The 17,675-nt window shown below is 36.9% G+C and carries 14 protein-coding genes and 2 tRNA genes; 7 read left to right on the top strand and 9 right to left on the bottom strand.

Annotation, left to right across the window (positions count from 1 at the left end):
• Positions 1–99 precede the first annotated feature (99 nt).
• The 6 genes from FNW21_RS13585 to leuC form a co-directional block, all read right to left on the bottom strand.
• Positions 100–1,617 carry an alpha-isopropylmalate synthase regulatory domain-containing protein gene (locus tag FNW21_RS13585; protein ID WP_144257301.1) on the bottom strand — a complete coding sequence of 506 codons (1,518 nt, stop codon included), beginning with the start codon at positions 1,615–1,617 and terminating at the stop codon, positions 100–102.
• Between the two features lie 39 nt (positions 1,618–1,656).
• Positions 1,657–2,445 carry a methyltransferase domain-containing protein gene (locus FNW21_RS13580; RefSeq protein ID WP_144257300.1) on the bottom strand — a complete coding sequence of 263 codons (789 nt, stop codon included), beginning with the start codon at positions 2,443–2,445 and terminating at the stop codon, positions 1,657–1,659.
• 2 nt (positions 2,446–2,447) lie between these two features.
• Positions 2,448–3,152, bottom strand: a complete 705-nt coding sequence (locus tag FNW21_RS13575; RefSeq protein ID WP_144257299.1) for a class I SAM-dependent methyltransferase — start codon at positions 3,150–3,152, stop codon at positions 2,448–2,450.
• Positions 3,153–3,168: 16 nt separating this feature from the next.
• A complete protein-coding gene (locus FNW21_RS13570; protein WP_235889635.1) occupies positions 3,169–3,459 on the bottom strand; it encodes an antibiotic biosynthesis monooxygenase family protein in 291 nt (96 codons plus the stop codon).
• 114 nt (positions 3,460–3,573) lie between these two features.
• Positions 3,574–4,170: a 3-isopropylmalate dehydratase small subunit gene (leuD, locus tag FNW21_RS13565; protein ID WP_144257297.1), complete on the bottom strand. Its 597-nt coding sequence runs from the start codon at positions 4,168–4,170 to the stop codon at positions 3,574–3,576.
• Positions 4,171–4,348: 178 nt separating this feature from the next.
• Positions 4,349–5,743, bottom strand: coding sequence for a 3-isopropylmalate dehydratase large subunit (gene leuC / locus FNW21_RS13560; RefSeq protein WP_144257296.1), 1,395 nt, complete (start codon positions 5,741–5,743; stop codon positions 4,349–4,351).
• Between the two features lie 973 nt (positions 5,744–6,716).
• Here leuC and dnaE point away from each other — a divergent pair.
• Entirely contained in the window at positions 6,717–11,273 is a 4,557-nt protein-coding gene (gene dnaE / locus FNW21_RS13555) for a DNA polymerase III subunit alpha (protein WP_144257295.1), read from the top strand.
• A 102-nt stretch (positions 11,274–11,375) separates the two neighbouring features.
• Here dnaE and FNW21_RS13550 read toward each other — a convergent pair whose 3' ends face one another.
• Together FNW21_RS13550 and FNW21_RS13545 are read right to left on the bottom strand one after the other, a co-directional pair.
• Complete coding sequence (locus tag FNW21_RS13550; RefSeq protein WP_144257294.1) at positions 11,376–11,987, bottom strand: 50S ribosomal protein L25/general stress protein Ctc; 612 nt, start codon at positions 11,985–11,987, stop codon at positions 11,376–11,378.
• A gap of 88 nt (positions 11,988–12,075) precedes the next feature.
• Complete coding sequence (locus tag FNW21_RS13545; protein ID WP_144257293.1) at positions 12,076–13,017, bottom strand: ribose-phosphate pyrophosphokinase; 942 nt, start codon at positions 13,015–13,017, stop codon at positions 12,076–12,078.
• Between the two features lie 217 nt (positions 13,018–13,234).
• Here FNW21_RS13545 and FNW21_RS13540 point away from each other — a divergent pair.
• Positions 13,235–13,314: transfer RNA gene (locus tag FNW21_RS13540), tRNA-Leu, on the top strand.
• Between the two features lie 151 nt (positions 13,315–13,465).
• On the opposite strand, the gene FNW21_RS13535 is transcribed toward FNW21_RS13540, so the two are convergent.
• Positions 13,466–13,541: transfer RNA gene (locus FNW21_RS13535), tRNA-Phe, on the bottom strand.
• Between the two features lie 99 nt (positions 13,542–13,640).
• On the opposite strand from FNW21_RS13535, the gene FNW21_RS13530 reads away from it, so the two are divergent.
• From FNW21_RS13530 to FNW21_RS13510, 5 genes are read left to right on the top strand one after another with little or no spacing between them, the layout of a single operon-like run.
• Positions 13,641–14,375: a type III pantothenate kinase gene (locus tag FNW21_RS13530; protein ID WP_144257292.1), complete on the top strand. Its 735-nt coding sequence runs from the start codon at positions 13,641–13,643 to the stop codon at positions 14,373–14,375.
• Entirely contained in the window at positions 14,368–15,618 is a 1,251-nt protein-coding gene (locus FNW21_RS13525; protein ID WP_144257291.1) for a hypothetical protein, read from the top strand. The genes FNW21_RS13530 and FNW21_RS13525 overlap by 8 nt, the downstream gene beginning before the upstream one ends.
• Positions 15,619–15,632: 14 nt before the next feature.
• Positions 15,633–16,187 carry an LPS export ABC transporter periplasmic protein LptC gene (lptC, locus tag FNW21_RS13520; RefSeq protein ID WP_144257290.1) on the top strand — a complete coding sequence of 185 codons (555 nt, stop codon included), beginning with the start codon at positions 15,633–15,635 and terminating at the stop codon, positions 16,185–16,187.
• Between the two features lie 19 nt (positions 16,188–16,206).
• On the top strand, positions 16,207–16,401 hold the full coding sequence (locus FNW21_RS13515; RefSeq protein WP_144257289.1) for a hypothetical protein: 195 nt from the start codon (positions 16,207–16,209) through the stop codon (positions 16,399–16,401).
• Between the two features lie 3 nt (positions 16,402–16,404).
• On the top strand, positions 16,405–17,664 hold the full coding sequence (locus FNW21_RS13510; RefSeq protein ID WP_144257288.1) for a hemolysin family protein: 1,260 nt from the start codon (positions 16,405–16,407) through the stop codon (positions 17,662–17,664).
• Positions 17,665–17,675: the final 11 nt, after the last annotated feature.

Below are 17,675 nucleotides of genomic sequence, written 5' to 3'. Positions count from 1 at the left end.
AATCAATAGTTGCTTTTAGCTATTGGCATATTATAGCTGTCATTATTATTATTTTTCTAAAATCCCAAGAGCCAATGGCTAATAGCTAAAAGTCATAAGCTAGACCACATTCAACATCTTCTGCGTAGCAATAATCGCAGCTACAGTTTGATCTGAATCCAATCCTCTGGTTTTAAATTCCTTTCCATTATTTGTCCAAGTAATGATCGTTTCGCACAACGCATCCGAGCTGCTGCCGGGCGGAATTCGCACTGCATAATCAATTAATTTAGGCAACGACATTTTTTTACTTTTGTAAATTTTAGAAAGTGCATTCATAAAAGCATCAAATTGCCCATCGCCTTGCGCATTTTCTTCAACTATTTCGCCATCAATTTTTAGGCATAAAGTAGTGGAGGGACGCAAGCCTTTGGCGTGAACCAATACATAAGATTCGACTACAATTTTGTCCTCATAGGTATGACTATCCAAAACATCCGAAATGATATAGGGCAAATCTTCCTTGGTAACAGTTTCTTTTTTGTCGCCCAACTCAATGATGCGTTGGGTTACTAATTTTAAATCTTCAGGATTTAATTTCAATCCTAACTCTTGCAAGTTTTTTTCGATATTGGCTTTGCCCGAAGTTTTCCCTAAAGCATATTTTCGTTTTCTACCAAAACGTTCTGGCAGTAAATTATTGAAATACAAGTTGTTTTTATTGTCGCCATCAGCATGAATACCTGCGGTTTGCGTAAAAACGTTATCGCCTACAATGGGTTTGTTGGCGGGAATTCGATAGCCCGTAAAAGTCTCTACCAATTTACTTACCGTATATAATGACGTTTCTTTGATGTTGATTTTTACCTCGGGCATAAAGTCATTAATTACCGCAACGGTACTTTCTAAAGGTGCATTTCCAGCACGTTCTCCCATTCCGTTTACGGTTACGTGCAAGCCATGAATTCCTGCTTTTATAGCTTCCATCACATTGGCAATGCTCAAATCGTAATCGTTATGCGCGTGAAAATCAAAATGAATTCCGGGATATCTTGTGGTAATTTTAGCAATAAATTCAAAAGTATCGGACGGAATAAGCACGCCTAAAGTATCCGGTAATAATATTCTTTTTACAGGTTGCGTTACTAAAAAATCCAAATACTGAAAAACATAATCCGGAGAATTACGCATCCCGTTACTCCAATCTTCGAGGTAAACATTGGTTTCGATTCCGTTTTCTTGGGCTAAAGCGATAGCTTCGGCAATTTCAGAAAAATGCTGTTCGGGTGTTTTCTTTAGTTGGTGTGTCAAATGGTTTAAAGAACCTTTGGTCAATAAATTTTGCACTTTGGCTCCCGCTTTTTTCATCCATTCGATAGAAATACCGCCATCCACGAAGCCTAAAACTTCAATGCGATTGCTGTATCCTTTTTCGGCTGCCCATGACATAATGCCTTTTACACCTTGAAATTCGCCTTCACTCACACGAGCAGAAGCTATTTCAATACGATCAATATTTAATTCTTCTAGCAATAATTGCGCAATGGTTAATTTTTCTGCAGCAGAAAATGATACTCCCGAGGTTTGTTCGCCATCACGGAGTGTGGTATCCATTATTTCAATTTTTCTTTTTTCCATATTGATAAAGTCAGTTGTGACCGTTTTTTATTTTTTGAATTACAATTTCCCTCGCACTTCATTCAATTTCATCGTCATCGAAATAGCTTCTGTTGCTATCCAATGGTTGTAATCTTCTATGGCTTTCAGTCGCAAATCATTATCCAAATAGCCTTCTTCCACCATTTGGCTAGAACTCGCCACTTTCGACCAAATTCCTATTTTTGATTTATAATCGTGTCTTTCTTGATTATAAAACTCATCCGAATTGATTTTTTCTATCGAATGAAAACCGACTTCTTTCAATAAATTAGGCAAATCTTCGGCAATTCTATTATTCATTCCGGCCTCTTGTCTCCATTTCAGAAACGTATTATAAAAAATTCGCATGCTTTCTGGAGGTGCTGGATTCCAAATTATAGCCTCATGATTGTAATCCAAAATCGAAATTTGACCGTTAGGCTTCAACAACGATTTCATTTTTGACAAAGCTTCTCTTGGATTACTCAACCATTGTATTACTCTGGCTGAAACAATTAAATCAAATTTTTCCTCTGGATTGAAATCAAATAAATCAACGTGAATTAATTCTAAATTTGCTATATTTTGATGTGATTTTTTTCCACTCAAAATAAAACTTTCTGTATTATCAATTCCAGTAACATTACCGTTTGAACCAACAATAGTGGCAATGTCTTTAGAAATCGAACCCGTTCCGCAACCCACATCCAAAATTTTCATTCCTGATTTTATAACTTGACCAAGATGCCGGTAATCGTTTATTAGACTTCTGTAGTCAAATATTTGGATCGCTTTTTCGTCTCTTTGAATGTATTTGTTTGCTTTCATTTTTACTTTATACCTCCAAAAACCGAAAAATTACTATTTTTATGTAATACATCCACGTATGAAAAACCTACTTTTTGCAACACTTCCAATTGATACATTACTGATCTTGGCGTGTCCTCTTTGGCAATATAATCAAATACATTTTCTTGATATTCTTTACCACCAACACCTTCTAAATAAACGGAATACCGTTTCCACATTAATTGGTCGATGGCTGGATGGTCGTGTTTTATTAAATCCGAAATCCAAAAACAACCTCCCTTTTTGAGGCTTTTATATATTTTAGAAAAAACCATTTCCCATTCTTCATCGGTTCTCAAATGGTGCATTGCTGCTCCTGTTACCACTATATCAAAAGTATCATCAGTCAATTCCATATTCAAAAAATCAGTTTGAATAGCCGTAATTTTTCCTTTAGAAACGTTTGAAATCCTTTCGTTAGCTTTCTCCAACATCGGCAAGCTCAAATCAATCAAAGTACAATTCAAATCAGGAATTTGTTCTAATAATTTCAATGTAAAATTGCCCGCTCCACAGCCCAAATCCAAAACTTGTTTGGCTTCTGGACAAATAGCCGTTGCGGCTTGAGTCAGCAATTCCAGACTCAAAGTGGCATCAACGGTACTAATTTGTCCGGTTTCCAAATTGGAAAAACGAGCTACTTCATTGTCAAAACGCTGTTGAATTTCAGTTAATGTTGATTTCATTTTTTGTAACTTAAACTTATTTTCGATTCTCCAAAATCATTTCATAATGTTCCACAACTGGAAACGGATTATAATAATGATGCAATAACTTTTTCCATTCTAAATACGCTTCGGAAGTTCTGAATCCAATGGTGTGGTCTTCAAGTTTTTCCCAATCAACGAGCAATAGGTATTTATTTTCTGCTTCAATACATTTGCTTAAACTATGACTTATATACCCTGAAATTGATTGTATGATTTGACTTGCCATTGCAAAATCTTTTTCGAAATAAACTTCTTCTCCTTTTATTACCTGTAGAATAGCCATTTCTAAAACCATACGTATTTTATTTACAAACCCGACAGGTTTTAAAAACCTGTCGGGTGTTATTACAATTAACCTTTATTTTTTCAAAAACCTTAATTAAAAGAAAGAATATGTTTAAAAAGGCAATTTGTCAGCAAATGCTACAATATCTCCTTTGATGTTTTGTAAATAATCAATATCATCAAAACCATTGATCATATTGTTCTTTTTGTATCCGTTGATATCGAAAGATTCTTTTTGACCAGTAGCCAATAAAGTAATGGTTTGCTCTGGTAAATTGATTTCCAATTGGGTGTTTGGATCAGCTTCTATAGCTTTGAAAATAGTTTCAGCAAATTCAGGGCTAATTTGTACTGGCAAAACACCAATGTTTAAACAGTTTCCTTTGAAGATATCTGCAAAGAAACTAGAAACTACAGCACGGAATCCGTAATCGTAAACCGCCCAAGCAGCGTGCTCACGAGAAGAACCTGAACCAAAGTTTTTTCCTCCAACAAGTATTTTACCGGAATAAGTTGCATCGTTTAGTACGAAATCTGCTTTTGGAGTATCGTCTCCATTGTATCTCCAGTCACGGAAAAGGTTATCGCCAAAACCAACACGCTCGGTAGCTTTCAGGAAACGAGCTGGGATGATTTGATCGGTATCTACGTTTTCTATTGGTAGTGGCACCGCACTACTGGTCAGGATATTAAATTTATCGTATGCCATTTGATTTTTGATTTTTGATTAACGATTTCTGATTTTAGATTTACCCTAAGGAAAATGAAATCGCAATCGCTAATGTTATTTTGTATAATCTAAATTATGTTGTAAATTGAATGTTTTAAAAGGAATTTGTCGATTAACGAAATCTGAAATCAAAAATCGTTAATCTAAAATCTTCAATCTAAAATAAGTCTCTTGGATCAGTCAATTTTCCAGTAACTGCTGCTGCTGCTGCCATAATTGGAGATGCTAACAACGTTCTTGAGCCTGGACCCTGACGACCTTCGAAGTTTCTGTTTGATGTACTTACTGCATATTTTCCAGCAGGGACTTTATCGTCGTTCATTGCTAAACAAGCGGAGCAACCTGGCTGACGCAATACAAAACCAGCTTCAGTAAGAATAGCTAACAATCCTTCTTCTTTGATTTGAGCTTCAACAACGTGTGAACCTGGAACCAACCAAGCGGTTACGTTGTCTGCTTTTTTGCGACCTTTTACAATTTCGGTAAAAGCTCTAAAATCTTCAATACGACCATTGGTACAACTTCCCAAGAAAACGTAATCGATTTGTTTTCCAATCATTACATCATCTTCGTTGAAGCCCATATACGCCAAAGACTTTTTGTATGTTTCTTCGCCACCTTCTACTTGGTTGGCGTTTGGAATATTTTGTGAAATACCAATTCCCATTCCAGGATTGGTTCCATAAGTAATCATTGGTTCGATATCGGCTGCATCGATGTTTAATTCTGCATCGAAAATAGCGTCAGCATCGGTTTTCAAAGTTCTCCAATATTCAACTGCTTTTGTCCAAGCTTCTCCTTTGGGAGCAAATAAACGTCCTTCCAAGAAATCAAACGTTTTTTGATCTGGAGCAATCATCCCACCACGAGCACCCATTTCGATAGAAAGGTTACACACCGTCATACGCCCTTCCATAGACATTTCTTCAAAAACATTTCCAGCATATTCAGCAAAATAACCTGTTCCGCCCGAAGTTGTTAATTTTGAAATAATGTATAGTGCCACATCTTTTGGCCCCACACCTTTACTCAAAGTTCCGTTTACGTTGATGCGCATTTTCTTTGGTTTTGGCTGCATAATACATTGCGTAGCCATCACCATTTCCACTTCTGAAGTTCCAATACCAAAAGCTATCGCTCCAAAAGCACCGTGAGTAGAAGTATGTGAATCTCCACAAACGATAGTGGCACCTGGCAAAGTAATTCCGTTTTCAGGTCCTACCACGTGAACGATTCCATTTTTTTGATGACCCAATCCCCAGTGAGAAATGCCATATTCTGCAGCGTTATCCTCTAATGCTTTCAATTGATTAGCAGATAATGCATCCGCAACAGGTAAGTGTTGGTTTATAGTTGGTGTGTTGTGATCCGCAGTTGCAAATGTGCGTTCTGGGTACAAAACTTTAATTCCTCTTCCTTTTAAACCTAAAAAAGCAACGGGACTAGTCACTTCGTGAATGAAATGGCGGTCAATAAAAAACACGTCTGGTCCATCCTCAATTTTACGCACCACGTGCGCATCCCATACTTTGTCGAATAATGTAGTACTCATTTTTAACTATTTTTTAGTGTATTTCTATTTTATAATCAGGTTAATTTCCTTAAAATTATAGCATTGGGAACAAATTTATAAAAAGAAATAAAACTGTCAATTATACTATTTACTTATATACGATACCCAAACCGTTTTTACAACTGCGAACTCGTTCTTATATGTATTCCTAGTACAGCTATCTATTTTTATTTTTTACTTTGATTCTCTTTTTAATGTTGTTTCAAATGAACTATTTTAGTTTTTAATTTTCTGCAAATTTATTGCTATTTGAATACAAATAAACGCCTTATTACATATAAAATGTAACATAAAAATAGAAAATAGCAATAATTCACAAAAATTAGATCTTTTGTTTGGGAACAACAAAAAGCTAATTTGGTTTTTTATGAGGTAAAATAAGAATTATTACATTTGTTACAAACAGTATTTTTTTGATAAAATACTACGACATCCAAAAAATAGAATTTTGGAATTTTTTATAAAATTAAGAGCAAAAATTAGAGATTGAAATTAGTAATATGAGTCGAACATACGGTTCTTTTATGTGGTGTTTTTAAATTTGGATGGATTAAAATCCATCCCTACAATATATTTAGAGCCGATGGCTCTTTGTCTTGAAAGTTCCCATAAGAACGATTTGTATTGTAGCAACGGATTTCAATCCGTTGGAAACAAAATCGCCAACAATTTAAAGTTCCATAAAAACCATTCCTGTTTTTTATCCTGTTACAAAACATCCTTTTTTGTTCATAACTTCCTATTTTCAATCCCCATAAAAAACCTAAATTTGAATTTCCACTATTCTGAATTGGAATGCTTTTTATAGTTCAATAAATCAGTATTTTAAAGCTTGTCGAAAATTGGAATTCGTTTTTTATATTCATTTTTAAAAGTTTAGCAACCCATTAAATAAACAGTCAAACCTTTTAGTTTTGGCTCCCTCTCCTTCGGGGAGGGCTGGGGAGGGATTATGTACTTAATATTCGATACCGAAACCACAGGATTACCCAAACGTTGGGGCGCACCCATATCCGACACCGACAACTGGCCTAGATGCATCCAAATTGCGTGGCAACTCCACGACGATATGGGTAAACTCATCGAGCATCAGGATTATTTAATCCAGCCCGAGGGATTCAATATTCCGTACGATGCCGAAAAAATTCACGGCATTTCGACCGAATTAGCACAAGCCGAAGGTATTCCTTTAGCCGAAGTTTTAGAAAAATTCAATATCGCTTTATCCAAAACCAAATTTATTGTAGGTCAAAATCTAGGTTTTGACATCAATATTATGGGGTGCGAATTCTATCGATTGGGCATCGAAAGTCCCATGGGAACCATGCCCATCTTGGATACCTGTACCGAAGTTACTGCTGCTTTATTAAAACTTCCCGGAGGTCGTGGAGGCAAATTCAAATTACCAACTTTAACGGAATTACACCAATACCTTTTTAACACGCCTTTTGCCGAAGCACACAACGCTACTGCCGATGTCGAGGCCACCACACGTTGTTTTTTCGAGCTGATTCGTACCGATATTTTTACCAAAGAAGAACTCGATGTCGATTTAGGTTATTTCAGGGATTTTAAAAATAAAAACCCATACGAAGTAGATCTTATTGGTTTAAAACACATTAATCTAAAGGAAGCTTCGAACAAAATCAGACAGCAGTTTGGCGACAACCAAGCCGTTTCGGTGTCTAAAGAGGAGCTCAACGAGAACAAAAAAATCCTAACCGATGCGCCATTTGTGCACTTGCACAACCATACCCAATTTTCGGTTTTGCAATCCACCATTAGCATTGCAGCCTTGGTTAAGGCAGCCGCACAACACAAAATGCCAGCGGTGGCGATGACGGATCACGCCAACCTTATGGGGGCTTTTCATTTTGTACGCGATATTTTGGCTCACAATAAAAATGCCGAAGCCAAAAACAAAGCCGCCATCGAAAATGGTGAAATCCCTACCGAAATACCCATGAAGCCCATTGTGGGTTGCGAATTTTATGTGTGCGAAGACCACAAAAACAAATCCGTAAAAGACAACGGCTACCAAATTGTAATGTTGGCCAAAACCAAAAAAGGCTACCATAATTTGGCCAAAATGTCGTCCATTGCCTATACCGAAGGCTTTTATTATGTGCCGCGAATAGACCGAAAAGTAATTCAAAAATACAAAGACGATATTATTGTTTTGTCTGGAAATCTCTACGGAGAAATTCCGAACAAAGTCCTCAATATGGGCGAAAATCAAGCCGAAGAAGCCTTGGTGTGGTGGAAAAACGAATTTGGCTCCGATTTTTATATCGAACTCATGCGCCACAATCAAGAGGACGAGAATCGGGTTAATACCTCCTTGATTACCTTGGCCAAAAAACACGAAGTAAAATTGATTGCTACCAACAATATTTTTTATATCGACAAAGAAAATGCCAACGCACACGATATTTTACTTTGCGTTCGGGATGGCGAAAAACAAGCTACCCCAATAGGACGCGGACGTGGCTATAGATACGGGCTGCCCAATCAGGAATATTATTTTAAGTCGGCCGACGAGATGAAGCAACTTTTTGCCAATTTGCCCGAAGCCATTGCTAACATTTCCGAAATTGTTGCAAAAATAGAAATATACAATTTGGCACGCGAAGTCTTGCTCCCCAAATTTGAAATTCCTGTCGAATTCAACGATCCCGAGGATGCCATTGACGGCGGCGTTCGGGGCGAAAATGTCTATTTGCGTCACCTTACTTTTGAAGGCGCCAACCGAAGATACCCCGAAATTACCGACGAAATTCAGGAACGATTGGATTTTGAATTGCTTACCATCAAAAACTCGGGGTATCCTGGTTACTTCTTGATTGTACAAGATTTAATTGCCGAAGCACGAAGTATGGGCGTTTCCGTAGGTCCAGGACGGGGATCGGCGGCGGGATCGGTGGTGGCGTATTGCTTGAAAATTACTAACATAGATCCCCTACTCTACAACCTCCTTTTTGAGCGGTTCCTGAATCCAGACAGGGTGTCCTTGCCCGATATTGATATCGATTTTGATGACGAAGGCCGCAGCAGCGTGATGGATTATGTAATTAGAAAATACGGCTCGAAGCAAGTAGCACAAATTATTACTTACGGAAAAATGGCCACCAAATCCGCCATACGAGATACCGCTAGAGTGCTGGATTTACCACTTTTTGAAGCCGATAAAATTGCCAAATTGATTCCCGGAATGATGCCATCGAAATGGAATTTGGCTCGTTTCTTGAACGAAAGCGAAGATGTTATCAAAAAAGCGGTTCGCCCCGAAGAGTTCGAAAAAATTCAAGAATTAATTGCCATTGCTGGTGAAGGCGATTTGGGTGGAGAAACCATTCAGCAAGCCCGAGTGCTCGAAGGAAATTTGCGAAACACTGGAATTCATGCCTGTGGTGTTATTATTACACCAAGCGATATTACCGATTTTGTACCCGTGGCTACCGCCAAAGATTCGGATTTGTTTGTAACCCAGTTCGACAACTCGGTGGTCGAAAGTGCCGGTTTGCTTAAGATGGATTTCTTGGGATTAAAAACCCTAACTCTGATAAAAGATACGGTAAAACTAGTAAAATACCGCAGCAATATCGACCTCGATCCGGATACCTTCCCGATTGACGATGTCAAAACCTACGAACTCTTTCAGCGTGGCGAAACGGTAGGGATTTTTCAGTACGAAAGTGCCGGAATGCAAAAATACATGAAGGAACTAAAACCCACCGTTTTTCCGGATTTAATTGCCATGAACGCCTTGTACCGCCCGGGACCTATTGCTTATATTCCAAGTTTTGTAAAACGAAAAAATGGAGAAGAAGAAATAGTTTACGATCTCGAGGCCTGCGAAGAATTGCTAAAAGATACCTACGGAATCACGGTATATCAGGAACAAGTAATGCTTTTGTCGCAAAAATTGGCGGATTTTTCCAAGGGAGATGCCGACGTTTTGCGTAAAGCAATGGGGAAAAAACAAAAGGATGTTTTGGACAAAATGAAACCTAAATTTGTTAATCAGGCTGTGGCCAAAGGTCATGCCGCTGACAAATTAGAAAAAATTTGGAAAGACTGGGAGGCCTTTGCCGAGTATGCCTTCAACAAATCGCACTCTACTTGCTATGCTTGGGTAGCGTACCAAACGGCATATTTGAAAGCCAATTATCCCGCCGAATATATGGCAGCTGTTTTGTCTAATAATATGAGCGATATTAAGCAGGTTTCGTTTTTTATGGAAGAATGCAAACGCATGGGTTTGCAGGTTTTGGGTCCCGATGTCAACGAGTCGTTTTATAAATTTACGGTCAACGATGATTATGCCGTGCGTTTTGGGATGGGAGCTGTAAAAGGCGTGGGATCTGGCGCTGTGGCAACGATTGTAGAGAATAGAAAGGATGGGAAATACAAATCAATTTTCGATTTAACCAAGAGAATTGACCTGCGTGCTGCCAACAAAAAAGCGTTGGAAAATTTGGTTTTAGCTGGTGGTTTTGATTCCTTTCAAGGTACTACACGAGCACAATATTTCCATACTGATGGGGACGGCATTACGTTTTATGAAAAAGCGATTCGGTATGGTTCTAAATTTCAAGAAAATGAAAATTCATCACAAATAAGTTTGTTTGGCGAAAGTAGCGATGTGCAAATCGCCGAGCCTGTTGTGCCACCATGCGAAGACTGGAGCACTATGGAAAAACTCGCCAAAGAAAAAGAAGTGGTTGGAATTTATATTTCGGGGCATCCGCTAGACGATTTTAGATTTGAAATGAAATATTTTTGCAATTCTAAACTAGAAACGCTCAAAAACATGGAGCTTTATGTAGGTAAAACTTTAGCATTTGGCGGAATTGTAAACAATGTACAGCATCGTATTGCTAAAAACGGAAAAGGCTGGGGCATTTTTACTCTTGAAGGCTATGATGAAAGTTATGAGTTCAAGGTTTTTGGGGATGATTATATAAAATTTCGTCATTATTTTATACAAAACTATTTCACCTATTTAAAAATAATCGTAAAAGAAGGTTGGACTGATAGAGAAACAGGGAAAAAATCAGACCCAAAATTACAATTTGTAGAAGTTCGACAATTGCAGGATGTCCTAGATGCTTTTGCCAAAAAAATAACCTTATTATTAAATATTACCGATTTAAAGACCGATTTTATCCATAAATTGAGCCATCTTTTTCAAGAAAATAGAGGCGATAACACCGTGACTTTTGAAGTAATGGAACTCGAAAAAACCAAACGGTTAATTACGGTTGCCCCATTAGAAATAGAAAACGAAGACGATTTTGTAGTAGATGCAGATGTTGAGGATGCAGATGATGTTGAAACGGAGCCATTGGAAATTTTACCAACGAATGCAGCTGAAAAGCTAGAAGAAATTGAAGAAACCAAAGTAGTAACCAAACTCACCATGCCTAGCCGAAAATTAAAGGTTGCTATTTCGAATGAGTTGTTGCAAGAATTAGAAAAAATGCAAGTTAATTTTAAGTTGAATTAATTGCTGTAAACTATTGTAAACAGTATTGGTATTTTTCAAAATCAAAGCATAAAAAAAGCGTCAGTTGTACAACTGACGCTTTTGATATGGATTGAAAAAAGATTATTTTTTCTTTTTTCCTGCAGGAGCTTTTGCTGCTTTTGCTGCTTCTTGAGCCGCTTTCATAGCAGCACGAGAAATCTTCACTTGACAAATAACAGTATTGTCAGGGTGCATGATTTTGTAATCCGGAGAAGCTACTTTAGTAACATACAATTTGTTACCCATGTCTAGTGGTGTAATATCAGCCTCAATAACATCGGGAAGATTTTTTGGTAACGCTTTTACTTTTAATTTACGAGTGTTCAAACGTAAATCTCCACCTGCCATAACTCCTTTTGAGTTACCAACGATTTTTACAGGCACTTCCATAGTGATTTCTTTATCATCAAAAAGTTGAAAGAAATCAATATGTAAAATTTTGTCAGATACTGGGTGTACCTGAATGTCTTGTAAAATGGCATTGAATGATTTTCCTTTTCCAAGTTCAATCACAACAGTGTGTGCGTTTGGAGTGTAAACCAAGGTTTTGAATGCCATAACTTCTGCTGAGAAATGAACTGCCTGATTTCCTCCGTATAATACGCAAGGAACCAATCCAGCATTACGTAGGGCTTTAGTTGCTACTTTACCCACGCTTTCTCTTTCTGATCCTTTAATTGTAATCGATTTCATTGTAAAAAAATATAGTTATTAATAATATTACTTGTTTGACCGTTTCGCTTATGGCTGTCGGCAGGGTTTATAAAGTTAAACGGTTGTTTTACATTATAAATTTTCCACTAATGGAATTGTTGTGGTGCACCATGTGCATAACTTCGGCAAAAAGAGGTGCACAACTCAACACTCTTATTTTTTTGGATTCTTTTTTTAACGGAATAGAATCGGTAACTATTAATTCTAATAATTGAGAATTTTCTATTTTTTCGTAAGCACCACCCGATAAAATGGCGTGCGTACAAATGGCTCTTACGCTCAATGCTCCTTTTTCCATCATCAAATCGGCGGCTTTCGCCAAAGTGCCTCCGGTATCAATCATATCATCCACCAATATTACGTTGCGACCTTTTACTTCACCAATTAGTTCCATGGTATCGATTACATTGGCGGCTTTTCTTTGTTTGTAACAAATAACCACATCGGATTCTAAAAATTTAGAATAGGCATAAGCTCTTTTTGAACCACCCATATCAGGAGAAGCAATGGTCAAATTGTCCAGACCCAAACTCTCTACATAAGGTAAAAAGATAGTAGAAGCAAAAAGATGATCTACTGGTTTCTCGAAAAAACCTTGTATTTGATCCGCGTGCAAATCCATTGTCATAACTCGTGTTGCGCCCGCAGCATCCAATAAGTTGGCCACCAATTTTGCTCCTATCGGAACTCTTGGCTTGTCTTTTCTATCTTGTCTAGCCCAACCAAAATAAGGAATCACAGCTGTTATATGTCTAGCCGAAGCTCTTTTTGCAGCATCAATCATAAGTAACATTTCCATTAAATTATCGGCAGTAGGAAATGTAGAACACACAATAAATACACGTAACCCTCTGATAGACTCCTCATAAGAAGGTTGAAATTCGCCGTCGCTATAGGTAGACATGGTGATTTTTCCTAAAGGGATTCCGTACTCTTTTGCTATTTTCTCTGCAAGGTAAACACTTTGTGAACACGCAAAAATTTTAGCTTCTGGTTCTAGGTGCGACATTTTAATTTGTTGTTTTGTAGTTAGTTGAGTGTTTCTTTTTAAAAGAGGTGCAAATTTATAAAAATTATTTCACTCTGAAAGCAAAAATTTAAGTAATTTTAGTAGAATTTTTAATTTTATTTTTTACATTTGCACCGTGTTAAAGGGAAAAGCTGTTTAGCTACCACTAAATAGTTCTTTATTGCGTGAAGTAACTGTTGTTACTTCGGTCTGCTTCGCCCGGATGGCGGAATTGGTAGACGCGCTGGTCTCAAACACCTGTGGGAAACCGTGCCGGTTCGACTCCGGCTCCGGGTACAAAACCGCTTCGAAAGAAGCGGTTTTTTTGGTTTTAAGAGGTATCACAGGCGAATTACTCCCTGATGGGTTTGATTTGCAAACTTTGATTTTAAAAAAGTAAACTTAAAAAACAATTATAAACAAAAAACCCACTCGGTTGAGTGGGTTTTGGTGGTGCCTCCAGGGATCGAACCAGGGACACATGGATTTTCAGTCCATTGCTCTACCATCTGAGCTAAGGCACCGTGCTTGTTGCGGGTGCAAATATAGAACCATTTTTAATTTATCCAAAACAAATTTTAAAAAAAATCAATTCGTATCTTTGCAACTTCTAAATAATTAGTATGGTTTTAGTAATAGATGTTGGCAATACACGGATTAAAGGTGCTGTTTTTGAGGGGCATACTCTTTTGGATTTTTTTATTTTTGACGAAAATAAACTTCAAAAAAATATTCAAAATAGTTTAAAAAAATTTCCAAATGTGACTTATTTGGTCGTTTCTAGCGTAGGAAGTATCGAAAAAAAGGCTTTTTCTACCTTTGAAGCAACGCTAAAAGTTCATTTTATTACTCGTAACAATCCTTTTCCGTTTGTAAACAAGTATGAAACACCCCATACATTAGGAATCGACCGAATGGTGCTTGCAGCTGGAGCAACAATGCTGCATCCTAATAGAAATAGATTGATAATAGACGCAGGAACTTGTGTGACTTATGACTTTATTGACACAAATAACGACTATTGGGGCGGTGCCATTGCACCAGGATTGCGATTGCGCTATGAAAGTTTGCATAATTACACCGAAAAACTTCCTCTACTATCCTTGCAAGCACCCCATGGTTTAACAGGCTCCTCAACGGAGGCATCCATTCATTCCGGAGTTGTAAACGGTTTGGTATATGAAATTGACGGTTTTATCGATGAATACAAAGCAAAGTATCCAAATTTTATAATAATTTTAACGGGTGGAGACGCAGATTTTTTGGCTAACCGATTAAAAAATACCATATTTGCCAATTCAAATTTTCTTTTAGAAAGTATGAACCAAACTTTTCAATATAAAATCAACAATGATTAAAAGAATTATAATAACTGCTTGTTTGCTTTTATCGCTAGTTGCAGCAGCACAACAAGGAACTTCATCCCCTTATTCGTATTATGGTATTGGTGATATTCGATACAAAGGAGCGCTTGAAACCCGTTCTATGGGTGGTGTGAGCGTTGAGCAGGACAGTATTCACATGAATTTTGATAATCCAGCCAGTTATGCCAGTCTCAAGCTAACCACTTTTACCATGAGTGCAACTTACGGGACAACAAAACTTAAAACCGATAGTGATAAAGCAACAGCCAAAAGAACGACCTTGGACTATTTAGGAATTGGTATTCCCATAGGAAAGTTGGGTTTTGGTTTTGGTTTGATTCCGTATTCTTCTGTGGGATACAAAATCGAATCGTTGACATCCGTTGTAGGGGAAACCAACAAACGACTTGAAGGTAGCGGAGGCTTGAATAAAGTTTTTGCAGGATTAGGATATAAAATCACACCAAACTTTACTATTGGTGCTGATGTAAGCTACAATTTTGGAAAAATTGAAGCCAGTAATTTAGAGTTCATAACGGATGTGCCTGTAGGTACTCGTGAATCTAATGTGGCTAATTTATCAGGAGTGAATTACAATATTGGTTCGATGTATCAAACTAAAATCACCAAAAAATTAAGCCTTTTCAGTTCTGTAAGTTATATGATTGAAAGCACTTTGTCTGCTACTAATGAGCGAAATATAGCGACCGTAAAATACAATTCGGCATTTGATTTAGTGGTTAGCGATTCTTTTGATGCGGTAAAAACCAAAAACGACCTTAAATTACCAAGTAAAATAACTTTTGGTTTAGGTGTTGGCGAAACAAGAAAATGGCTTTTGGGTGGGCAAGTTGCCTTACGAGATAAAGGAAATTTTTCCAATAATTATAATAACGTAGGCGATGCTACCTTTGGCAAATATGCTAAATACAGTTTAGGTGGTTATTATATTCCAAACTACAATTCATTTACTAGTTACGCCAAAAGGATTACCTACCGTGGTGGATTTCGGTACGAGAAAACGGGCTTAATTGTTAACAATCAATCCATTAATGACAGAGCAGTAACATTAGGATTTGGATTGCCTTCATCTGGATCGTTTTCTAATTTTAATTTTGGTTTAGAAATAGGCAAAAAAGGAACTACAGCAGCTGGTTTGATTCAAGAAAATTATGCTAATGTAAGCGTGAGTTTCTCGCTAAATGACCGATGGTTTGAAAGAAGAAAATTCAATTAAACCAACCTTTCCTAATGAATTTCTTAAAAAACAAAGTGCTATTTACAGCCGTCATCACTCTGCTTTTGACAGGATTTATGAGCTGTGAAAGTAACTTTAAAGAAGTTCAAAAAATACATTTTTCGGAATTTGCACCAAGTGGTGAAGCCGAATCACTGAATTTAAAATACACAGATTCTGGTAAGATAACTGCTATTTTGGTCAGTCCAAAAATGTTAGATTACTCCAGTGTTGACTTTCCTTTTACTGAATTTCCAAAAGGCATTGACGTTACTTTGTATGACAAAAAAGCCAAAAAAACCTTTGTACGATCCAACTATGCCATTTCCTACCAACCAACAGGAATTATCGATTTACAAGGAAAAGTAAAAATCACCACCGAAGACGGACAAATATTAGAAACCGAACAATTGTTTTTTGATCAAAAAAACGAATGGTTTTATACCGAAAAAAAGTTTAAATTTACCAGCCCAAAAGGCGTTTCGAATGGACAAGGAATTGATTTTAGCAAGGATTTTAAAGTCGTTAATTCTCAAAAAATATCAGGAGAAGTAGCTTCGACCGAATAATAAAAAGACACCAAATACCATGAATTATTTAAAATTTACCGCCTATATTTACCTCGTTTTTGCCGCTTATTTCGTTTACGACGGTATTTCAAAATGGAATAATGGTACCGATGGCTCTTGGTTGAGTTTAATAATTGCAGGTTCAGCCATTTTTATGTTTTTCTTCAGACAACGTTTTTCGAAGAAATTTGAAGACCGAAATAATAAATCCTAAAACATGGAAATTAGTATTATAATACTTTGTTTAATACTATGCGCCTTCTTCTCTGGAATGGAAATTGCATTTATTTCCTCCAATAAAATTTATCTTGAAATAGAAAAAAAACAGGATAATTTCCTTTCTCGGACATTAACTAAATTAACCGAAAAACCATCTAAATTTATTGCGGCAATGCTTATTGGCAACAATATCGCCTTGGTTGTTTATGGGTTTTTTATGGGCGAAATGCTCATGAATTGGATTCATTCTTTGCCGTATCATTTTTCGGATTTATCGAATTTGTTCCTGCAAACCGTGCTTTCTACCCTAATTGTTTTGATCACAGCTGAATTTTTGCCCAAAGTGTTTTTTCAAATTTATGCCAATACACTTATCAAATTTTTTGCCATTCCAGCCTATATTTTCTACCTCCTGTTCTATTTTATTTCTACATTTTTTATTTGGGTTTCTGATTTTGTGCTACGAAAATTCTTTAAAACCCAAGGCGATCAAGTGCAATTGTATTTTAGTAAAGTAGAACTAGGCAATTACATAACAGAGCAAATGAGCACCGTAGAGGATCATGAGGAAGTAGATTCCGAAATACAAATTTTCCAGAATGCTTTAGAATTTTCAGGCGTGCGTGCCAGAGATGTGATGACGCCAAGAACCGAAATTGCCGCCATCGATTTGGTGGATACAATCGAGGGACTAAAAACTATTTTTATCACAACAGGGTATTCTAAAATTGTGGTTTATCAAAACTCCTTGGACGATATTCTGGGTTATATTCACTCTTTTGATTTGTTCAAAAAACCAAAAACAGTATCCGAAATTGTAATTCCAGTAGAATTTGTTCCCGAAACCATTTTTATCAAAGATGTACTGAAATTATTGACCAAAAAACGAAAAAGTGTTGCCGTAGTTCTTGACGAATACGGAGGCACATCAGGAATTATAACCATTGAAGATATTGTAGAAGAACTTTTTGGTGAAATTGAAGACGAACATGATTTTGATGAGGAATTAATAGAAAAAGTGGTTCAAGAAGGTGTTTATTTATTCTCGACCCGATTGGATGTTGCTTACTTAAACGAAACCTATAAGTTGAATATTCCCGAAAGTGATTCGTATGGAACACTCGGCGGTTTTATAGTCGATTTCACTAAAGAAATCCCTCAAAAAGGGGCAAATATTACCATTGGAATCTTTCATTTTAGTATTGAAGAAGCCACAAATAAGAAAATAGAATTAGTTAAAATGAGCATTCGAGAGTGATTTTTTTTGAG

The organism is Flavobacterium restrictum (assembly GCF_007097245.1).
GTDB lineage: Bacteria > Bacteroidota > Bacteroidia > Flavobacteriales > Flavobacteriaceae > Flavobacterium > Flavobacterium restrictum.
This window is presented reverse-complemented; position numbering and strand designations above follow the sequence as displayed.

Excerpts from the sequence above, each read along its gene's own strand:
- FNW21_RS13580 (WP_144257300.1), bottom strand. The coding sequence starts at position 2,445 with ATGAAAGCAAACAAATACATTCAAAGAGACGAAAAAGCGATCCAAATA.
- lptC (WP_144257290.1), top strand. The coding sequence starts at position 15,633 with ATGAATTTCTTAAAAAACAAAGTGCTATTTACAGCCGTCATCACTCTG.
- FNW21_RS13515 (WP_144257289.1), top strand. The coding sequence starts at position 16,207 with ATGAATTATTTAAAATTTACCGCCTATATTTACCTCGTTTTTGCCGCT.
- FNW21_RS13510 (WP_144257288.1), top strand. The coding sequence starts at position 16,405 with ATGGAAATTAGTATTATAATACTTTGTTTAATACTATGCGCCTTCTTC.
- FNW21_RS13545 (WP_144257293.1), bottom strand. The coding sequence starts at position 13,017 with ATGTCGCACCTAGAACCAGAAGCTAAAATTTTTGCGTGTTCACAAAGT.
- FNW21_RS13550 (WP_144257294.1), bottom strand. The coding sequence starts at position 11,987 with ATGAAATCGATTACAATTAAAGGATCAGAAAGAGAAAGCGTGGGTAAA.
- dnaE (WP_144257295.1), top strand. The coding sequence starts at position 6,717 with ATGTACTTAATATTCGATACCGAAACCACAGGATTACCCAAACGTTGG.
- FNW21_RS13530 (WP_144257292.1), top strand. The coding sequence starts at position 13,641 with ATGGTTTTAGTAATAGATGTTGGCAATACACGGATTAAAGGTGCTGTT.
- FNW21_RS13570 (WP_235889635.1), bottom strand. The coding sequence starts at position 3,459 with ATGGCTATTCTACAGGTAATAAAAGGAGAAGAAGTTTATTTCGAAAAA.
- FNW21_RS13575 (WP_144257299.1), bottom strand. The coding sequence starts at position 3,152 with ATGAAATCAACATTAACTGAAATTCAACAGCGTTTTGACAATGAAGTA.
- FNW21_RS13585 (WP_144257301.1), bottom strand. The coding sequence starts at position 1,617 with ATGGAAAAAAGAAAAATTGAAATAATGGATACCACACTCCGTGATGGC.
- leuC (WP_144257296.1), bottom strand. The coding sequence starts at position 5,743 with ATGAGTACTACATTATTCGACAAAGTATGGGATGCGCACGTGGTGCGT.
- FNW21_RS13525 (WP_144257291.1), top strand. The coding sequence starts at position 14,368 with ATGATTAAAAGAATTATAATAACTGCTTGTTTGCTTTTATCGCTAGTT.
- leuD (WP_144257297.1), bottom strand. The coding sequence starts at position 4,170 with ATGGCATACGATAAATTTAATATCCTGACCAGTAGTGCGGTGCCACTA.